The sequence below is a fragment of the Bacillus sp. FAU18 genome, assembly GCF_056033885.1.
Map to the genome: position 1 here is coordinate 567189 of NZ_JBVYHZ010000003.1, position 16199 is coordinate 583387.

A 16199-nucleotide genomic window follows, 5' to 3' on the forward strand; every position below is an offset into this window, starting at 1 on the left:
TATGATGCCTGCATCGAACATCGTGATCGCCTGCCTGCTGTTATCAATTTGATTATTTGTGGTAGTCCCTCTCTTTTTCGAAAGCGGGAGGTGAAGTGGAACATTAATTGCTGAATTCTTTCAAGGGGAGTGACCATACATGAATGTGTTAAACCGCCGGCAAGCCTTGCAGCGAGCGCTGCTCAATGGGAAAAACAAACAGGATGCGTATCATCCGTTTCCATGGTACGAATCGATGAGAAAGGATGCGCCTGTTTCCTTTGATGAAGAAAATCAAGTGTGGAGCGTTTTTCTTTATGATGATGTCAAAAAAGTTGTTGGGGATAAAGAGCTGTTTTCCAGTTACATGCCGCAGCAGACAAGCTCTATTGGAAATTCCATCATTAACATGGACCCGCCGAAGCATACAAAAATCCGTTCAGTCGTGAATAAAGCCTTCACTCCGCGTGTGATGAAGCAATGGGAACCGAGAATTCAAGAAATCACAGATGAACTGATTCAAAAATTTCAGGGGCGCAGTGAGTTTGACCTTGTGCACGATTTTTCATACCCGCTTCCGGTTATTGTGATATCTGAGCTGCTGGGAGTGCCTTCAGCGCATATGGATCAGTTTAAAGCATGGTCTGATCTTCTGGTCAGTACACCGAAGGATAAAAGTGAAGAAGCTGAAAAAGCCTTTTTGGAAGAACGAGATAAGTGTGAGGAAGAACTGGCTGCGTTTTTTGCCGGCATCATAGAAGAAAAGCGAAACAAACCGGCACAGGATATTATTTCTATTTTAGTGGAAGCGGAAGAAACCGGCAAGAAGCTGTCCGGTGAAGAGCTGATTCCGTTTTGCACGCTGCTGCTGGTGGCCGGAAATGAAACCACTACAAACCTGATTTCAAATGCGATGTACAGCATATTAGAAACGCCAGGCGTTTACGAGGAACTGCGCAGCCATCCTGAACTGATGCCTCAGGCAGTGGAGGAAGCCTTGCGTTTCAGAGCGCCCGCCCCGGTTTTGAGGCGCATTGCCAAGCGGGATACGAAGATCGGGGGGCACCTGATTAAAGAAGGTGATATGGTTTTGGCGTTTGTGGCATCGGCAAATCGTGATGAAGCAAAGTTTGACAGACCGCACATGTTTGATATCCGCCGTCATCCCAATCCGCATATTGCGTTTGGCCATGGCATCCATTTTTGCCTTGGGGCTCCGCTTGCCCGTCTTGAAGCAAATATCGCGTTAACGTCTTTGATTTCTGCTTTTCCTCATATGGAGTGCGTCAGTATCACTCCGATTGAAAACAGTGTGATATACGGATTAAAGAGCTTCCGTGTGAAAATGTAATAGATAAGGAGACTGGAGATTCATGAAAAAGTACCATATTTCAATGATCAATATCCCGGCGTACGGACATGTCAATCCTACGCTTGCTTTAGTAGAGAAGCTTTGTGAGAAAGGGCATCGTGTCACGTACGCGACGACTGAGGAGTTTGCGCCCGCTGTTCAGCAAGCCGGTGGCGAGGCATTGATCTATCATACATCCTTGAATATTGATCCTAAGCAAATCAGGGAGATGATGGAAAAGGATGACGCGCCCCTCAGCCTTTTAAAAGAATCACTCAGCATTCTGCCGCAGCTTGAGGAGTTATATAAGGATGATCAGCCTGATCTGATCATCTATGATTTTGTTGCGCTGGCTGGAAAATTGTTTGCTGAAAAGCTTAATGTTCCGGTCATTAAGCTCTGTTCGTCATATGCCCAAAATGAATCCTTTCAGTTAGGAAATGAAGACATGCTGAAAAAAATAAGAGAAGCAGAGGCTGAATTTAAAGCCTACTTGGAGCAAGAGAAGTTGCCGGCTGTTTCATTTGAACAGTTAGCTGTGCCGGAAGCATTAAATATTGTCTTTATGCCGAAGTCTTTTCAGATTCAGCATGAGACGTTCGATGACCGTTTCTGTTTTGTCGGCCCCTCCCTCGGAGACCGGAAGGAGAAAGAAAGCCTGTTGATTGACAAGGATGATCGCCCGCTTATGCTGATTTCTTTGGGTACGGCGTTTAACGCATGGCCGGAATTTTACAAGATGTGCATCAAGGCATTTCGGGATTCTTCATGGCAAGTAATCATGTCGGTTGGGAAAACGATTGATCCAGAAAGCTTGGAGGATATTCCTGCTAACTTTACCATTCGCCAAAGTGTGCCGCAGCTTGAGGTGTTAGAGAAAGCTGATTTGTTCATCTCTCATGGCGGGATGAACAGTACGATGGAAGCGATGAACGCAGGTGTGCCGCTTGTCGTCATTCCGCAAATGTATGAGCAAGAGCTCACTGCAAATCGGGTTGATGAATTAGGCCTTGGCGTTTATTTGCCGAAAGAGGAAGTGACTGTTTCCAGCCTGCAGGAAGCGGTTCAGGCTGTATCCAGTGATCAAGAGCTGCTCAGCCGCGTCAAGAATATGCAAAAGGATGTAAAAGAAGCTGGCGGAGCGGAGCGTGCGGCAGCTGAGATTGAAGCGTTTATGAAAAAATCCGCTGTCCCGCAGTAAAAACATAAAAACCGAAATCAAATTGATTTCGGTTTTCTGTTTAAATATTTTTTTTCATCCCGCATCTCCGGCATTCTCTAAGAAATTTTCCGCCTTTTACAGAGCTTTTGAACAGTGTGTAATCACAGTTGTCGCAGCGCCCGCTGCGGGCGTCCGGATATTCATTGAATTCGTAAACGATCGATGTATCGTAGCCTTTTGTTTCATATTCTTCTTTTTTTGTTTCCATGTCGTACCTCCGTTACAAGACGTGTCTGCTGTTTATCTTACAGCAAGCTTCCGGCGTATTCAATGGATTTTAGGGGTTTTGGTTTATCTTGATTTCTCCCTTGGTTTGCGCCAAAATAGCTTTATTAAGCTTATATACATAAAAAGCCTATGCAAAGAGGAGAGGAAACGGGTATGGGAAAAGGGTTACTTGGAAAACGCGTGGCAATCGGTGGCTCACGAAAAACGGAAGAAATCAGTACAATCATTGAAAAACAGGGCGGAATACCTGTCATCCGGCCTCTCCAAGGTACAGTTTACTTAGCAGAGAAGCAGGTGGAGCCGGATTTGCGGACGTTTGTGGAGGGAAAAAAAGCTGACTGGGTTATTTTCACGACAGGCATCGGGTTGGAGACTCTTGTCGATATGGCAGAGAAAATTGGACTGAAAGATGAGTTTCTGCAGGCCATTCGCCAAGCGAAAGCGGCATGCAGGGGATACAAAACGCTGTCTGCGCTGAAAAAGCTTGGGATCACACCGGAAGCTTCGGATGAAGACGGGACAACAAGAGGCTTAATCCATTCTTTGGAGCCTCACGACTTTTCAGGAAAAACAGTCATGGTGCAGCTTCATGGCGAAAAAGCGCCGGCTCTCATGGCATTTCTTGAAGAAAAAGGCGCGTCTGTCCTGCCGATTCTGCCTTATCAGCACATCCCGCCGGAGGAGGAAACGGTGGAGCGGTTATGCCGAGAGCTGATGAACGGTGAGATCGATGCCGTTTGTTTTACAACGGCCATTCAGGTTCGTTCCCTGTTTGATTTTGCTAAGGGGCGAGGTTATATCAATGAAGTGAAGAAGGTATTCGAAGAACGTGCCATCGCAGCTGCTGTCGGAAAAGTGACTGCTGAAGCACTGCGGGAAGAGGGCATTACGAGACTGCTTGCGCCAGAGATTGAGCGGATGGGTGCGATGATTGTTGAGCTGGCCAAGTATTATGAAGAAAAGGAATAACAAGTACAAAAAGCCGCTTTTCCCTTGGAAAGCGGCTTTTGTCTGTCATTCATTCTGCTTCAGCTGCTGATGAACGGTGAATAATGATGGGTATGTCAGCACGCTTAAGATTACACAAGTCAGCGCGGCTGAAGCCATCGTTGTAAACACGATTAAGAGCTGAAAGCGTACTGCCTGAATCGGGTCCGCGCCGGCTAGAATCTGGCCTGTCATCATGCCGGGAAGCTGAACAAGACCCAGTGTTTTCTGGCTTTCGAGCGTCGGGATCATACTCATTTTCATCGCTGACGTAAGAATGCGCTGTATGGATTGCTTCGGTGTGCCGCCAAGTGACAATATTAATTGAATTTCTTCTTTGCGAACGCCGACTTCTGAGTTGAGCCGGTTTAGAAACAAACTTGAGAGCACCATCGAATTTCCGATGACCATCCCGCTGATCGGAATGACATATCGTGCCGTAAGCGGAATGATATGAAGAGACAGCAGAATTCCCTGCGTCACAATTTCTACGATTGCTAACGCGGCAAACACCCTCCAAAACGAACCGATTGTATTTTTCTTTCGCTTGATGACATTTTGCGCCGCCACCGCGAGCATTAACATCACCATCAGCAGGATAAAAACAGGGTGGTCTCCGCGAAAAATCAGCGACAAAACATAACCGATGATAAGCAGCTGCACCGCGGCCCGGATGGTGGCGATGATCATGTCTTTTTCTACACCGGCTTTAAAGGATTTTGATAAAAACAAGGCGATCAAAACAAAGATCATCGTTAAAGAGAGAGAAAGGTAATTCATTACCGAGTGCCTCCCTTCAAAAATTCTTTCGCTGCTTCATGCTGCGGAGCGGAGAAAAATGTTTCGGTTTCAGCGATTTCAAGCAGCCGGCCATCTGCCATAAACCAAATGGTATCGGCTACTCGTTTTGCCTGCTCCATATTATGAGTGACCCACATGACTGTCCATTTTTTCTCTTGATGCTGACGTTTGATCAGTTCTTCAATCTCAAGAGCAGAAACCGGGTCCAAGGCCGACGTGATTTCGTCCAACAATAGAATGGAGGAAGGATTTGAGAGCGTTCTGGCCAGTGACAGTCTTTGCCGCTGCCCGCCCGATAAGTCTCTGGCGCTTCTGTCTAACAGCTCTGGCGGCAGCCCTGCAAGAGAAGCCAGCTTTTCAGGAGAGTACAGCTGGGATTGATGCAGCCTTTGTACAAGATTTAAATTGTCACGCACTGTCCCGTCGAGCACGGGAGCCGATTGAAATGCGAGGGCTGCCGTTCGCCTCAGCTCATTGACATTCCATTCTCTGATTTCCTTTCCATATATGTTGACTTCGCCGCTGTCAGGCGTTCTCATTAAATTACACATAGAAAGGAGGGTGCTTTTGCCTGAGCCGGAAGGACCTAAAACGGCTACGATTGCACCCTGTTGAATGTCTCCGGTGACATCCTGCAGCACATCATAGGTTTGTCCATCTTGTTTATAGCTTTTTCTGACTGATCTGAAGGAGATGGCTGGTATGTTTTGTGTTTGATCGTTTGCTTCCATTACAATAATCACCTTTCAATATAAGTAGGCTGACATTATATTTAACTATAACGTGAAACAGATCCCTTTTGGTAGCACAAATAAAGGAGAACAGGTTTTCACCCATTCTCCTGCAGATGCTACGCAGTCAGATTTGACTGTGCTTTCTTTTTCGGTTTTCTCGGCTGTGAAGCGAAGGTATGTAACATCATCCCCGCTATTATAATGAATAAACCGGCAAATGATAAAAGAGATGGGAAAACGCCTGACAGCAGAACAATTTCACCAAGCAGCGCGAAAATCACTTCACCGGATTGAGTGGCTTCAACAGCTGCGAGTTTTTGCGGATTGTCTCTTACCATATCAGTGGCCCAGAAAAATAAAACCGTCGCAATGATGCCTGAGCTGACGGCAACGATAAAGGATTGAACGGTTTGACTTGCTGATGGAAGGCCATCTGACCACCAGCCGTAAGCTGCTAATATAAGCCAGAATGGAAGGCTTGCCAATGTCATTCCAAGCACGCGCTGAAATGTATCAAGCCGGCCTCCGTATTCTTCAAGCATTCTCCTGTTTCCTAACGGATAGGCAAAAGCCGCAATGACAACCGGCAGCACACTGAAAAGCAGCATCCTCCCAGAAAGCGACTCTGCATGCTGAAGCTGAATCAGAGCCGCTCCAATCAGGATGATCATGGAAGTGCCAAGTGAAACCAGGGGAATCTTTTGGCGAACGAGCTGCGGACCGCCCGGCATATCTTGTTTGACATAAAACAAAGGAGATAAGAGCACCCCGGCTACAATTGTAATTTGCCAGGTTCCGGCTATGAGCCACCCCGGACCGTATGCAGCCGCAAATGTAATCGGCGCGTAAAAAAGCACGAAGCCGACGAAGCTCCATTTGATCCAATAAAACGGCTTTTTCCTCATCTCTAGTAAGAGAGGCGTGAATGTCCCTCTCATGATGACAATCAAACATAAAAATGGCACCATAAAAATAAAGCGCAGCGAAGAGCTCCAAAGCCAGCTGCCTCCTGATAACTCCATCGCTCTGTTTAATATAAAGGTAACGGCGAAAAAGAGTGAAGCCAATATTCCGATAACGATAGCTTTCATGATATCCCTCATTCTGGCATTATTTTTTTATACTATACTATTCGGTATCATGCAGATCAATGGAATCATGAGAAAAACATCATGTTTTATAAACCACTATATGTGGAAGACAAAAAAGGGAGGTGAAATTGATGGAAAGAGAGACACAGACATACTTCTTTCCGGATGACGGCAGGATTCCGAATCACCCTGATTTTCCGCTCGTGGTGTATCAAAACGCGCTTAAGGACACCGGACTGGCAGAGCGGATCGTCACCCGGCATGGCTGGTCAAACAGCTGGTCAGGGAGTGTTTTTCCATACCATCATTATCACAGCAATACGCATGAAGTCCTGATTGCCCTTAGGGGAGAGGCTGTGATTCAGTTTGGGGGAGAAAAAGGGGCTGCCATCCCTTTCAAATCAGGCGACGCAGTCGTGATTCCAGCCGGAGTCGGACATAAAAAGCTCAGCTCAAGCCCCGATTTTACTGTCCTTGGCGCCTATCCCGGTGGCATTCAGTATGATATGAAGACGGGAAAGCCGAATGAGCGAGAGGAAGCGGTCAAACAGATTAAGCAGGCGGCGTTGCCGGCGAATGATCCGATCACAGGAAAAAGAGAGCCTCTATTGGAAATATGGGTAAAGTGAAGGGGAGAAATTGCTGGATTGTCAATAACTAGTGCCGCAGAAACGATATGACATGAGCTCCATATAAATTAATTTCATAATCGAAGCAATTCACGTTCAAATTTTGTTCAAAAAGTGTTATCATATAGAAGGTAATCGAATTGGAGTTTTTTGTGTTTGCTATTTTCAGAGAGAGTAAAGGATTTTGACTTATTCAATTGTTTATTTTTAGATAAAAATAATACTGAATATGGCAAGATGAAAAACTGGGTAGTAAACATTTATTTTTGTAAATGATTGTGCACGAATTCACAATCCTTATTCTTATGCCTTAAAAGCGTGAGACAGGGAGAGGCACTACCCTTTCCAAAAAAATCAGCAAACTGCTTATAGTAAAGGAGAATTGGATATGCCAGAAACAATCGATCAAACAAATGCGTCTGTCAGCCAAAGCCAGCAAGATCTTATTGATCAGCTATTAAAGCCAGAAGTTCAAGAATCATTGACTGTTTTAGTTGACCAGCTTCCGAAGCTGACTGAGTTAGTGAATATTTTAACGAAGTCTTATGATTTCGCTCAGTCTGTAGCGACTGACGAAGTGTTAAAGAGCGACACAGTCGGTGCGATCACTGAAATTCTTGAGCCTGTAAAAGAAACAGCGAAAGAAGTAGCTGCGACTGCGATCGAAGCAAAAGACCGCGCGGAAGCAAGCAACGAAACAATTGGACTTTTCGGCCTTCTTCGCATGCTGAAAGATCCTCAAGCTCAAAAGCTGTTCCGTTTTGCTAACAGCTACCTTGAAGTCATGAACGAACGCGAAAACCAAAAATAATCTCAGATTCAAATTGATATAAAGGACGGAGGATATACGATGTCAAAACATATTGTCATTCTAGGCGCTGGTTATGGCGGAGTTCTTTCTGCTCTAACAGTTCGCAAACATTACACAAAAGAACAAGCACGCGTGACAGTGGTAAACAAATACCCTACTCACCAAATCATTACGGAATTACACCGCCTTGCTGCAGGCAACGTGTCTGAAAAAGCGGTTGCAATGCCATTAGAAAAACTTTTCAAAGGTAAAGACATTGATCTTAAAATTGCGGAAGTAAGCTCTTTCTCTGTTGATAAAAAAGAAGTTGCGCTTGCTGACGGTTCTACATTAACTTACGATGCGCTTGTTGTAGGTCTTGGTTCTGTAACGGCTTACTTCGGCATCCCAGGTCTTGAAGAAAACAGCATGGTATTGAAATCTGCTGCTGATGCGAACAAAGTCTTCCAGCATGTTGAAGATCGTGTGCGCGAGTACTCTAAAACGAAAAACGAAGCAGATGCAACAATCCTTATCGGCGGCGGCGGCTTAACAGGTGTTGAGCTTGTTGGTGAGCTTGCTGACATCATGCCGAACCTTGCGAAAAAATACGGCGTAGACCATAAAGAAATCAAATTAAAACTTGTTGAAGCAGGTCCGAAGATCCTTCCTGTTCTTCCGGATGATCTTATCGAGCGTGCGACTGCAAGCCTTGAAAAACGCGGCGTTGAGTTCTTAACAGGTCTTCCTGTTACAAATGTAGAAGGAAACGTAATTGATCTGAAAGACGGATCTAAAGTTGTTGCCAACACATTTGTTTGGACTGGCGGCGTACAAGGTAACCCATTAGTCGGTGAATCAGGCCTAGAAGTGAACCGCGGACGCGCGACTGTAAATGACTTCCTGCAATCTACATCTCATGAAGATGTATTCGTTGCTGGAGACAGCGCAGTTTACTTCGGTGCAGACGGCCGTCCATACCCGCCAACTGCACAAATCGCATGGCAAATGGGTGAGCTGATCGGTTACAACCTATTCGCTTACCTGGAAGGCAAAACGCTTGAAACATTCAAGCCAGTAAACTCTGGTACACTTGCAAGCCTTGGACGCAAAGACGCGGTTGCCATCATTGGTGCAAATTCTACACCGCTTAAAGGTCTTCCTGCTTCCTTGATGAAAGAAGCAAGTAACGTACGCTACTTAACACACATTAAAGGACTTTTCAGCCTGGCTTACTAATCCTTTTTATGAATCTGACATTGCCAAAAGCGTTCCTTTCCGAGTGCTTTCTGGCAATGTCTTTTTTTGTTTATATGCCAACGTTAACATTTCATTTTCAAAAAAGAGATTGATCCCAGAGGAATATAAAGGTAAAATGAAAACAAATCAAAATGTTAACGTTAACATTTTGAAATAGAATGAAAGACGGTGAGGACATGGAACCCTTCATGGGCGAAAACTTTTTATTGAAAAATGAAACCGCTGCCAGCCTCTATCACAATTATGCGAAAGACATGCCAATTATTGATTACCACTGCCACTTAAGTCCGAAAGAAATCTATGAAAATAAGACATTTCAAAACATCACGGAAGCCTGGCTGTATGGTGACCATTATAAATGGCGCATCATGAGAGCCAATGGAATTGAGGAGACATACATCACCGGAGATGCGCCTGATGAGGAGAAATTTATGGCTTGGGCAAAAACCGTGCCGATGGCGATTGGCAATCCGCTCTACAACTGGACTCACTTAGAATTGCAGCGTTTTTTTGGCATTTATGAGATTTTAAACGAGAAGTCCGGGCCGGCTATATGGAAACGGACAAATGAACTGCTCAAAGGGGAAGGCTTCGGGGCAAGGGATTTAATCGTGAAATCAAATGTAAAGGTTGTGTGCACCACAGATGACCCTGTCGATTCTCTTGAATACCATCTATTATTAAGAGAAGACAAAGACTTTCCTGTCAGCGTGCTGCCTGGATTTCGGCCGGATAAAGGACTTGAGATCAATCGTGAAGGCTTTCCTGACTGGGTGCAGGCGCTTGAAGATGCCGCCGCCATATCCATTACAACCTATGATGAGTTTTTAAAGGCGTTGGAAAAACGAGTGCGATTCTTCCACTCAGCCGGCGGCAGAGTTTCTGATCACGCGATAGATTCAATGGTATTTGCCGAAACAACAAAAGAAGAAGCTGGACGGATTTTTTCTGACAGATTACAAGGAACAGAGGTTTCTTATGAAGATGAGAAGAAATTTAAGACATATACGCTTCAGTTTCTTTGCGGTTTGTATGCGGAGCTCGATTGGGCGATGCAGTTTCATATCAACGCTTTAAGAAACACGAATACAAAAATGATGAAAAGGCTCGGACCTGATACAGGCTATGATTCAATGAACGATGAAGAAATTGCTAAGCCTTTATACAAGCTGCTGAACTCAGTTGAGATGAAGAACCAGCTGCCGAAAACGATTTTATATTCACTGAATCCAAATGATAACTATGTCATCGCCAGCATGATTAACAGTTTTCAGGACGGTATTACCCCGGGAAAAATACAATTCGGTACAGCCTGGTGGTTTAACGATACTAAAGACGGAATGCTCGACCAAATGAAAGCGTTATCAAACGTTGGCCTTTTCAGCCGTTTTATCGGCATGCTCACCGATTCCAGAAGCTTTCTTTCGTATACGCGTCACGAATATTTCAGGCGGATCGTCTGCAATTTGATTGGAGAATGGGTGGAAAACGGCGAAGTGCCGCGCGATATGGAGCTTCTGAGAAGCATCGTTCAGGGGATTTGCTATGACAATGCGAAACACTACTTTCAATTTCAAGAAGAGAAAGCAAACGTGTAACAAAGTGTCCGCTCAGTATCGCTGAGCGGATCACTATCCGAAAATTCTTAAGACACGAGGTGGAACATGCGAACTGAACTGGCAAATAAGGTTGTGTCGGTCGAAACGGAAAAAAGGCTTTCATTGAAAGAGAAAATGTCCTATGGTTTTGGTGATTTTGGCAACGGTTTTATGTTTGATCTCGGCCAGATTTATTTATTGAAGTATTTCACTGATGTAGCGGGAATCCCCGCTGCGATGGCCGGCGGCATTTTTTTAGTCAGTAAGCTGTTTGCGGCGATAACAGATCCAATTGTCGGCTCATCAATCGATTATCGCAAAAACATCGGCAAACGGGGGAAATTCAGGCCTTATCTATTAATCGGCAGCATCGTGCTTGCGGTGCTTACTGTTCTTATTTTTCTGTCTCCCAATGTATCAACGACCGGAAAACTGATATATGCATATGCATCCTATATGATTTGGGGCATCGGCTATTCGTTTGTGAATATTCCGTACGGCTCATTAGGGGCAGCGATGACTCAAAATTCTGAGGACCGGACCTCCATTTCGACGTTCCGCCAAATCGGATCACTTGGCGCCTTGTTTATTACAAGTGTGGCCGTGATGCCGCTGCTCGTCAAGTTTGATAATCCGAAGGTCGGCTACCCGGTGGTCATGGGCTTATTCGCCGCGCTCGGTGTGTTTTGGTTTTATATTTGCTACCGCAACTGCAAAGAGCGCATTGTCATATCGGAAGCACCCAAAGAAAAATTAACACTCTCATCTGTCGTCAAAACATTTATTACAAATAAACCGCTATTAACCCTTGTCCTGATGACGATTTTTTCAATTTCCGCATACAACATTAAATCCGCCATGCTCGTCTATTTCGCACAATATAACTTGGGCAATGTTGAATTAATGGCTTATATGAACTTCATCATTATTGGTTCTTCCTTTTTGGGCGTCGTATTCCTACCAAAGCTCGTCAAGATGTTTGGAAAGAAACGAACGGCAATGATCGGCTTCGGCATCAGTGTGGCCGCGGATCTGATCAACTTTATGCTTCCATCTAACGTTTATATGTTTACAATTCTCGCCAGTATCGCCTTTATCGGAATCAGTATCCCAAATGGCATCACGTGGGCTCTTGTCTCCGATATTATCGACTATGGCGAATGGAAATCCGGTGAACGGAAGGAAGCAACGACATATTCACTTTTCAATTTCTCAAGAAAGCTTGCTCAATCTTTGTCTGGCTTTCTCTCGGGGATCGGTTTGGGGATTATCGGCTATGTGCCGAATGCAGTCCAGACAGCACAGGCGCTGATTGGCATCAAAGCGCTGCTTCTTCTGTATCCGGCCATTGCTTTGGCATTAGCGATGATCATTATCGGCTTTCTTTATAAACTCACAGACCAGCAGCATGCTCAGATCGTTCAGGATCTTCATCAAAAGATCTGACAATATAATATATAGAATATTTAAAATAATTTGTAAATAAAATGTGTTTGTAGGGGGTTCGCTAGGAGAGTGCCCAAAAAACTGAAAAGGAAGGAGGCACTTACTTGAAAACGATAACAATTGCAGCTGAAGAAGCAAAGGAACTCGTTCGGCAAAAGCTGGCCGGTGCCGGTTTGAATGAACGAGATGCTGAAAAAGTAGCAGATGTTCTCGTGCACGCTGATTTGCGCAATGTACATTCGCATGGCGTGCTGCGCACAGAACACTATGTGAACAGGATTTTAGCGGGAGGGATCAATCCTGGGGCACAGCCTGTTTTTAAAGAAACGGGGCCTGTGACCGGGGTGCTTGACGGAGACGATGGTTTCGGTCATGTGAATTGCGACATGGCGATGGACCATGCAATTGACATGGCGAAGAAAAAAGGAGTCGGCATGGTCACGGCAGTAAACAGCAGCCATTGCGGAGCGCTAAGCTATTTTGTGCAAAAAGCGGCTGACGAAAAGCTGATCGGAATGGCAATGACGCATACAGACAGTATCGTTGTCCCGTTTGGGGGGAGGACTCCTTTTTTAGGGACAAATCCGATTGCTTACGGTGTTCCGGCTAAGCATAAAAAACCGTTTATCCTAGATATGGCGACATCCAAAGTGGCTTTTGGGAAGATTCTGCAGGCCCGTGAAGAGGGCAAAGAAATTCCTGAAGGATGGGGAGTCGATGAAAACGGAGAAGCAGTAACTGATCCTGACGAGGTCGTCTCACTTTCAACATTCGGCGGCCCGAAAGGCTATGGACTATCGATTATGGTGGATGTGTTTTCCGGATTGCTGGCGGGCGCGGCTTTTGGCCCTCATATTGCCAAAATGTACAGCGGCCTTGATCAAAAAAGAAAGCTGGGGCATTATGTTTGCGCGATCAATCCATCCTTTTTTACTGACTGGGATACGTTTTTAGAGCAGATGGATGCCATGATTGATGAACTGCAGCAATCACCGCCGGCTGTTGGATTCGAAAGAGTGTATGTGCCCGGCGAGATCGAGCAGCTGCATGAAGAAAGAAATAAGAAAAACGGAATTTCTATTGCCCGGAGCGTGTATGAATTCTTAAAAAGCAGGTGAGCAAAATGAAAGCGGTTCAAGTGCGAAAAGCGTATGATCTGGTGACAGCGGAGGTGAAGAAGCCAGTTCTTTCAAAGGATGATGAAGTGCTCGTGAAAGTCAAGCGAGTCGGCATTTGCGGTTCAGACATGCACATTTATCATGGAACGAATCCGCTTGCTACCCTCCCGAGAGTTATCGGACACGAGGTAACGGGACAAGTGGAGGTAGTTGGTGCGAATGTACAGAGCCTAAAACCCGGTGATCATGTGGTGATTGAGCCGATTTCTTATTGCGGATCGTGCTATGCCTGCCGCAAAGGGCGGCCGAATGTTTGCGCCAAGCTTTCTGTATTTGGCGTACATGAGGACGGAGGCATGCGGGAATATATTGTGCTTCCGGAAAGGCAGCTTCACGCGGTCTCAAAGGACTTGCCTTGGGAGGAAGCAGTCATGGCCGAGCCTTATACGATAGGCGCCCAGGCAGTGTGGAGAGGCCAAGTGGAAAAAGGTGATACCGTCCTGATCCAGGGAGCGGGGCCTATCGGGATCTGTGTGTTAAAAATGGCAAAGCTGGCGGGCGCTGCTGTCATGATGACTGACTTGAACAACGAGCGGCTGTTATTTGCGAAAGAAAACGGCGCCGATGCTGTTGTAAATGTCCAAGCAGAACATGTTGCCGAGCGGGTCCTTGAATGGACTGGGAATGAAGGAGCAAACGTGGTCATTGATGCTGTTTGCCTGCCGGAGACTTTTGCACTTTCAATTGAGGCCGTTTCACCGGCGGGACATGTGGTTGTGCTTGGATTTGATGAAAGAGCGGCTCAGATTTCTCAGCTGCCGATTACAAAAAAAGAAGTCACGATAACCGGATCCCGATTGCAGACCAATCAGTTTCCAAAAGTGGTAGAGCTTTTGAATGGAGGCCGGTTAGTGCATAACGGGCTGGTGACCCATACATTTTCAGTTGATGACGTTCATCATGCATTTCAGTTTATTAAGGAGCATCCAGATCAGGTGCGAAAAGCCGTCATCACGTTTGATTAAATGACTGAATCCGGAGGTGCGAGCATGAATATGACATTCCGATGGTATGGACGAGGCAACGATACAGTCACACTTGAACACGTGAAGCAAATTCCCGGTGTCAAAGGCATCGTTTGGGCCCTCCATCAAAAGCCTGTTGGCGACGTGTGGGAAAAAGAAGAAATCAGAGCCGAGACCGAATATATTCAATCCTATGGTTTTCATGCTGAAGTTGTAGAAAGCGTGAATGTTCACGAAGCGATTAAACTTGGGAACGAAGAACGCGGCCGATATATTGAAAACTACAAGCAAACGATCCGCAACCTTGCCGGATTTGGCGTGAAAGTGATCTGCTATAATTTTATGCCGGTTTTTGACTGGACACGCACGGACATGTTCCGGCCGCTAGAAGATGGATCGACCGCTCTGTTTTTTGAAAAGGCCAAGGTGGAAAGCCTTGATCCTCAAGAGCTGATTCGGACGGTGGAGGATGCATCTGACATGACACTGCCGGGGTGGGAGCCCGAAAAATTGGCTCGGATCAAAGAGCTTTTTGCTGCCTACAGAACGGTCGATGAAGAAAAGCTATGGGACAATTTATCATTCTTTTTGCAGGAAATTCTTCCTGTTGCTGAGGCCTATGGTGTTCAAATGGCCATTCATCCGGATGACCCGCCGTGGCCGATTTTCGGACTGCCGCGCATTATCACAGGAGAGGCAAGTTATAAGAAACTGCGGGCGATATCAGATTCACTGTCTAATTGTATCACCCTTTGTACAGGTTCAATGGGAGCCAATCCCGCTAACGACATGGTGGAGATCGCTAAAACGTATGCCGGCATCGCTCCATTTTCACATATTCGCAATGTGAAAATTTATGAGAATGGTGATTTTATTGAAACATCTCATTTAACAAAGGATGGTTCAATCAACATTCAAGGCGTGATGGAAGAACTGCATAAGCAGGATTACGAAGGATATGTCAGACCGGATCATGGGCGCCATCTTTGGGGCGAGCAATGCCGCCCGGGATATGGCTTATACGATCGGGCACTTGGCATCATGTATTTGAACGGGCTGTGGGACGCCTATGAAGCAATGGCAAAAAAAGAGGTGGGCGTATGATCCCGCTGCATGAGAACCTGGCTGGTAAAACGGCTGTCATCACTGGCGGCAGCGGCGTGCTTTGCTCTGCGATGGCCCGGGAGCTAGCCCGTCATGGCATGAAGGTGGCGATTTTGAATCGGACGGCTGAAAAAGGCCAAGCGGTCGAGAAGGAGATAACGGCGGCTGGCGGCACAGCGTGCGCTGTTGCTGCGGATGTGCTGGACAGGATGTCACTGGAGCGGGCAAAGGAAGACATCCTTGGCCAATTTGGCGCTGTTGATCTGTTAATTAACGGGGCTGGCGGCAATCATCCTGCCGCGATAACCGATGTGGAGACATATGAAGAAGCGGGAGAAGGCCAATCCTTTTTTGATATGGATGAGAGGGGCTTTCTAACTGTATTCTCCACCAATTTCACCGGTGCGTTTCTGGCCTCGCAAGTGTTTGGAAAAGAGCTGCTGAAAGCCGATTCACCGGCGATTATCAATCTTTCTTCGATGAGTGCTTATTCACCTATGACGAAGGTTCCGGCATACAGTGCCGCCAAAGCATCGATCAATAATTTTACGATGTGGATGGCTGTTCATTTTGCAGAAACCGGGCTGCGGGTCAATGCGATTGCCCCAGGCTTCTTTCTGACAAAACAAAATCATGATCTGCTGATCAACCAAGACGGAACGTTCACCAGCCGATCTCACAAAATTATTGCGGGAACACCGATGAAGCGCTTCGGAAAACCCGAGGATTTGCTCGGTACGCTTCTTTGGCTGGCGGATGAATCCTATTCCGGTTTTGTCACTGGGATCACCGTTCCTGTCGATGGAGGATTTATGGCTTATTCAGGTGTGTAACGA

General features: G+C 46.0%; 16 protein-coding genes. 12 read left to right on the forward strand and 4 right to left on the reverse strand.

Annotated elements, in window-relative coordinates; genetic code table 11:
• Positions 1-139 precede the first annotated feature (139 nt).
• Complete coding sequence (gene yjiB / locus AC0OMU_RS03235) at positions 140-1330, forward strand: monooxygenase YjiB (protein ID WP_181218921.1); 1191 nt, start codon at positions 140-142, stop codon at positions 1328-1330.
• Between the two features lie 22 nt (positions 1331-1352).
• On the forward strand, positions 1353-2531 hold the full coding sequence (locus tag AC0OMU_RS03240) for a glycosyltransferase (RefSeq protein WP_063335069.1): 1179 nt from the start codon (positions 1353-1355) through the stop codon (positions 2529-2531).
• Positions 2532-2571: 40 nt separating this feature from the next.
• Here the strand turns inward: AC0OMU_RS03240 and AC0OMU_RS03245 are convergent, their stop codons facing one another.
• A complete protein-coding gene (locus tag AC0OMU_RS03245) occupies positions 2572-2760 on the reverse strand; it encodes a DUF8096 family protein (RefSeq protein ID WP_003232781.1) in 189 nt (62 codons plus the stop codon).
• Between the two features lie 173 nt (positions 2761-2933).
• Between AC0OMU_RS03245 and AC0OMU_RS03250 the strand changes: the two genes are divergently transcribed.
• Positions 2934-3749, forward strand: a complete 816-nt coding sequence (locus AC0OMU_RS03250; protein ID WP_063335070.1) for a uroporphyrinogen-III synthase — start codon at positions 2934-2936, stop codon at positions 3747-3749.
• A 45-nt stretch (positions 3750-3794) separates the two neighbouring features.
• Here the strand turns inward: AC0OMU_RS03250 and AC0OMU_RS03255 are convergent, their stop codons facing one another.
• The 3 genes from AC0OMU_RS03255 to AC0OMU_RS03265 all read right to left on the reverse strand — a co-directional run bounded on the left by AC0OMU_RS03255 (position 3795) and on the right by AC0OMU_RS03265 (position 6393).
• Positions 3795-4547, reverse strand: coding sequence for an ABC transporter permease (locus AC0OMU_RS03255; protein WP_474240900.1), 753 nt, complete (start codon positions 4545-4547; stop codon positions 3795-3797).
• The gene (locus AC0OMU_RS03260) at positions 4547-5299 is read right to left on the reverse strand and encodes an ABC transporter ATP-binding protein (protein WP_474240901.1); all 753 of its coding nucleotides are present in this window, start codon (positions 5297-5299) and stop codon (positions 4547-4549) included. The genes AC0OMU_RS03255 and AC0OMU_RS03260 overlap by 1 nt, the downstream gene beginning before the upstream one ends.
• Before the next feature lie 119 nt (positions 5300-5418).
• Positions 5419-6393, reverse strand: coding sequence for a DMT family transporter (locus AC0OMU_RS03265; RefSeq protein WP_041337573.1), 975 nt, complete (start codon positions 6391-6393; stop codon positions 5419-5421).
• 131 nt (positions 6394-6524) lie between these two features.
• Between AC0OMU_RS03265 and AC0OMU_RS03270 the strand changes: the two genes are divergently transcribed.
• From AC0OMU_RS03270 to AC0OMU_RS03310, 9 genes are all read left to right on the forward strand, one after another.
• Positions 6525-7022 carry a cupin domain-containing protein gene (locus AC0OMU_RS03270; protein WP_273796769.1) on the forward strand — a complete coding sequence of 166 codons (498 nt, stop codon included), beginning with the start codon at positions 6525-6527 and terminating at the stop codon, positions 7020-7022.
• A 388-nt stretch (positions 7023-7410) separates the two neighbouring features.
• On the forward strand, positions 7411-7833 hold the full coding sequence (locus AC0OMU_RS03275) for a helical membrane plugin domain-containing protein (protein ID WP_003220510.1): 423 nt from the start codon (positions 7411-7413) through the stop codon (positions 7831-7833).
• Between the two features lie 39 nt (positions 7834-7872).
• Complete coding sequence (locus AC0OMU_RS03280) at positions 7873-9051, forward strand: NAD(P)/FAD-dependent oxidoreductase (protein ID WP_015383407.1); 1179 nt, start codon at positions 7873-7875, stop codon at positions 9049-9051.
• A gap of 197 nt (positions 9052-9248) precedes the next feature.
• Positions 9249-10670, forward strand: a complete 1422-nt coding sequence (gene uxaC / locus AC0OMU_RS03285; protein WP_474240902.1) for a glucuronate isomerase — start codon at positions 9249-9251, stop codon at positions 10668-10670.
• A gap of 66 nt (positions 10671-10736) precedes the next feature.
• Positions 10737-12116 (forward strand): MFS transporter, encoded by a 1380-nt coding sequence (locus AC0OMU_RS03290; RefSeq protein ID WP_047182470.1) that lies wholly within the window; start codon positions 10737-10739, stop codon positions 12114-12116.
• 104 nt (positions 12117-12220) lie between these two features.
• The gene (gene allD, locus AC0OMU_RS03295) at positions 12221-13234 is read left to right on the forward strand and encodes an ureidoglycolate dehydrogenase (protein WP_474240903.1); all 1014 of its coding nucleotides are present in this window, start codon (positions 12221-12223) and stop codon (positions 13232-13234) included.
• Between the two features lie 5 nt (positions 13235-13239).
• Complete coding sequence (locus tag AC0OMU_RS03300; protein WP_047182472.1) at positions 13240-14259, forward strand: zinc-binding alcohol dehydrogenase family protein; 1020 nt, start codon at positions 13240-13242, stop codon at positions 14257-14259.
• A gap of 24 nt (positions 14260-14283) precedes the next feature.
• Entirely contained in the window at positions 14284-15363 is a 1080-nt protein-coding gene (uxuA, locus tag AC0OMU_RS03305; protein WP_474240904.1) for a mannonate dehydratase, read from the forward strand.
• The gene (locus AC0OMU_RS03310; protein WP_015383413.1) at positions 15360-16196 is read left to right on the forward strand and encodes an SDR family oxidoreductase; all 837 of its coding nucleotides are present in this window, start codon (positions 15360-15362) and stop codon (positions 16194-16196) included. The genes uxuA and AC0OMU_RS03310 overlap by 4 nt, the downstream gene beginning before the upstream one ends.
• Positions 16197-16199 lie beyond the last annotated feature (3 nt).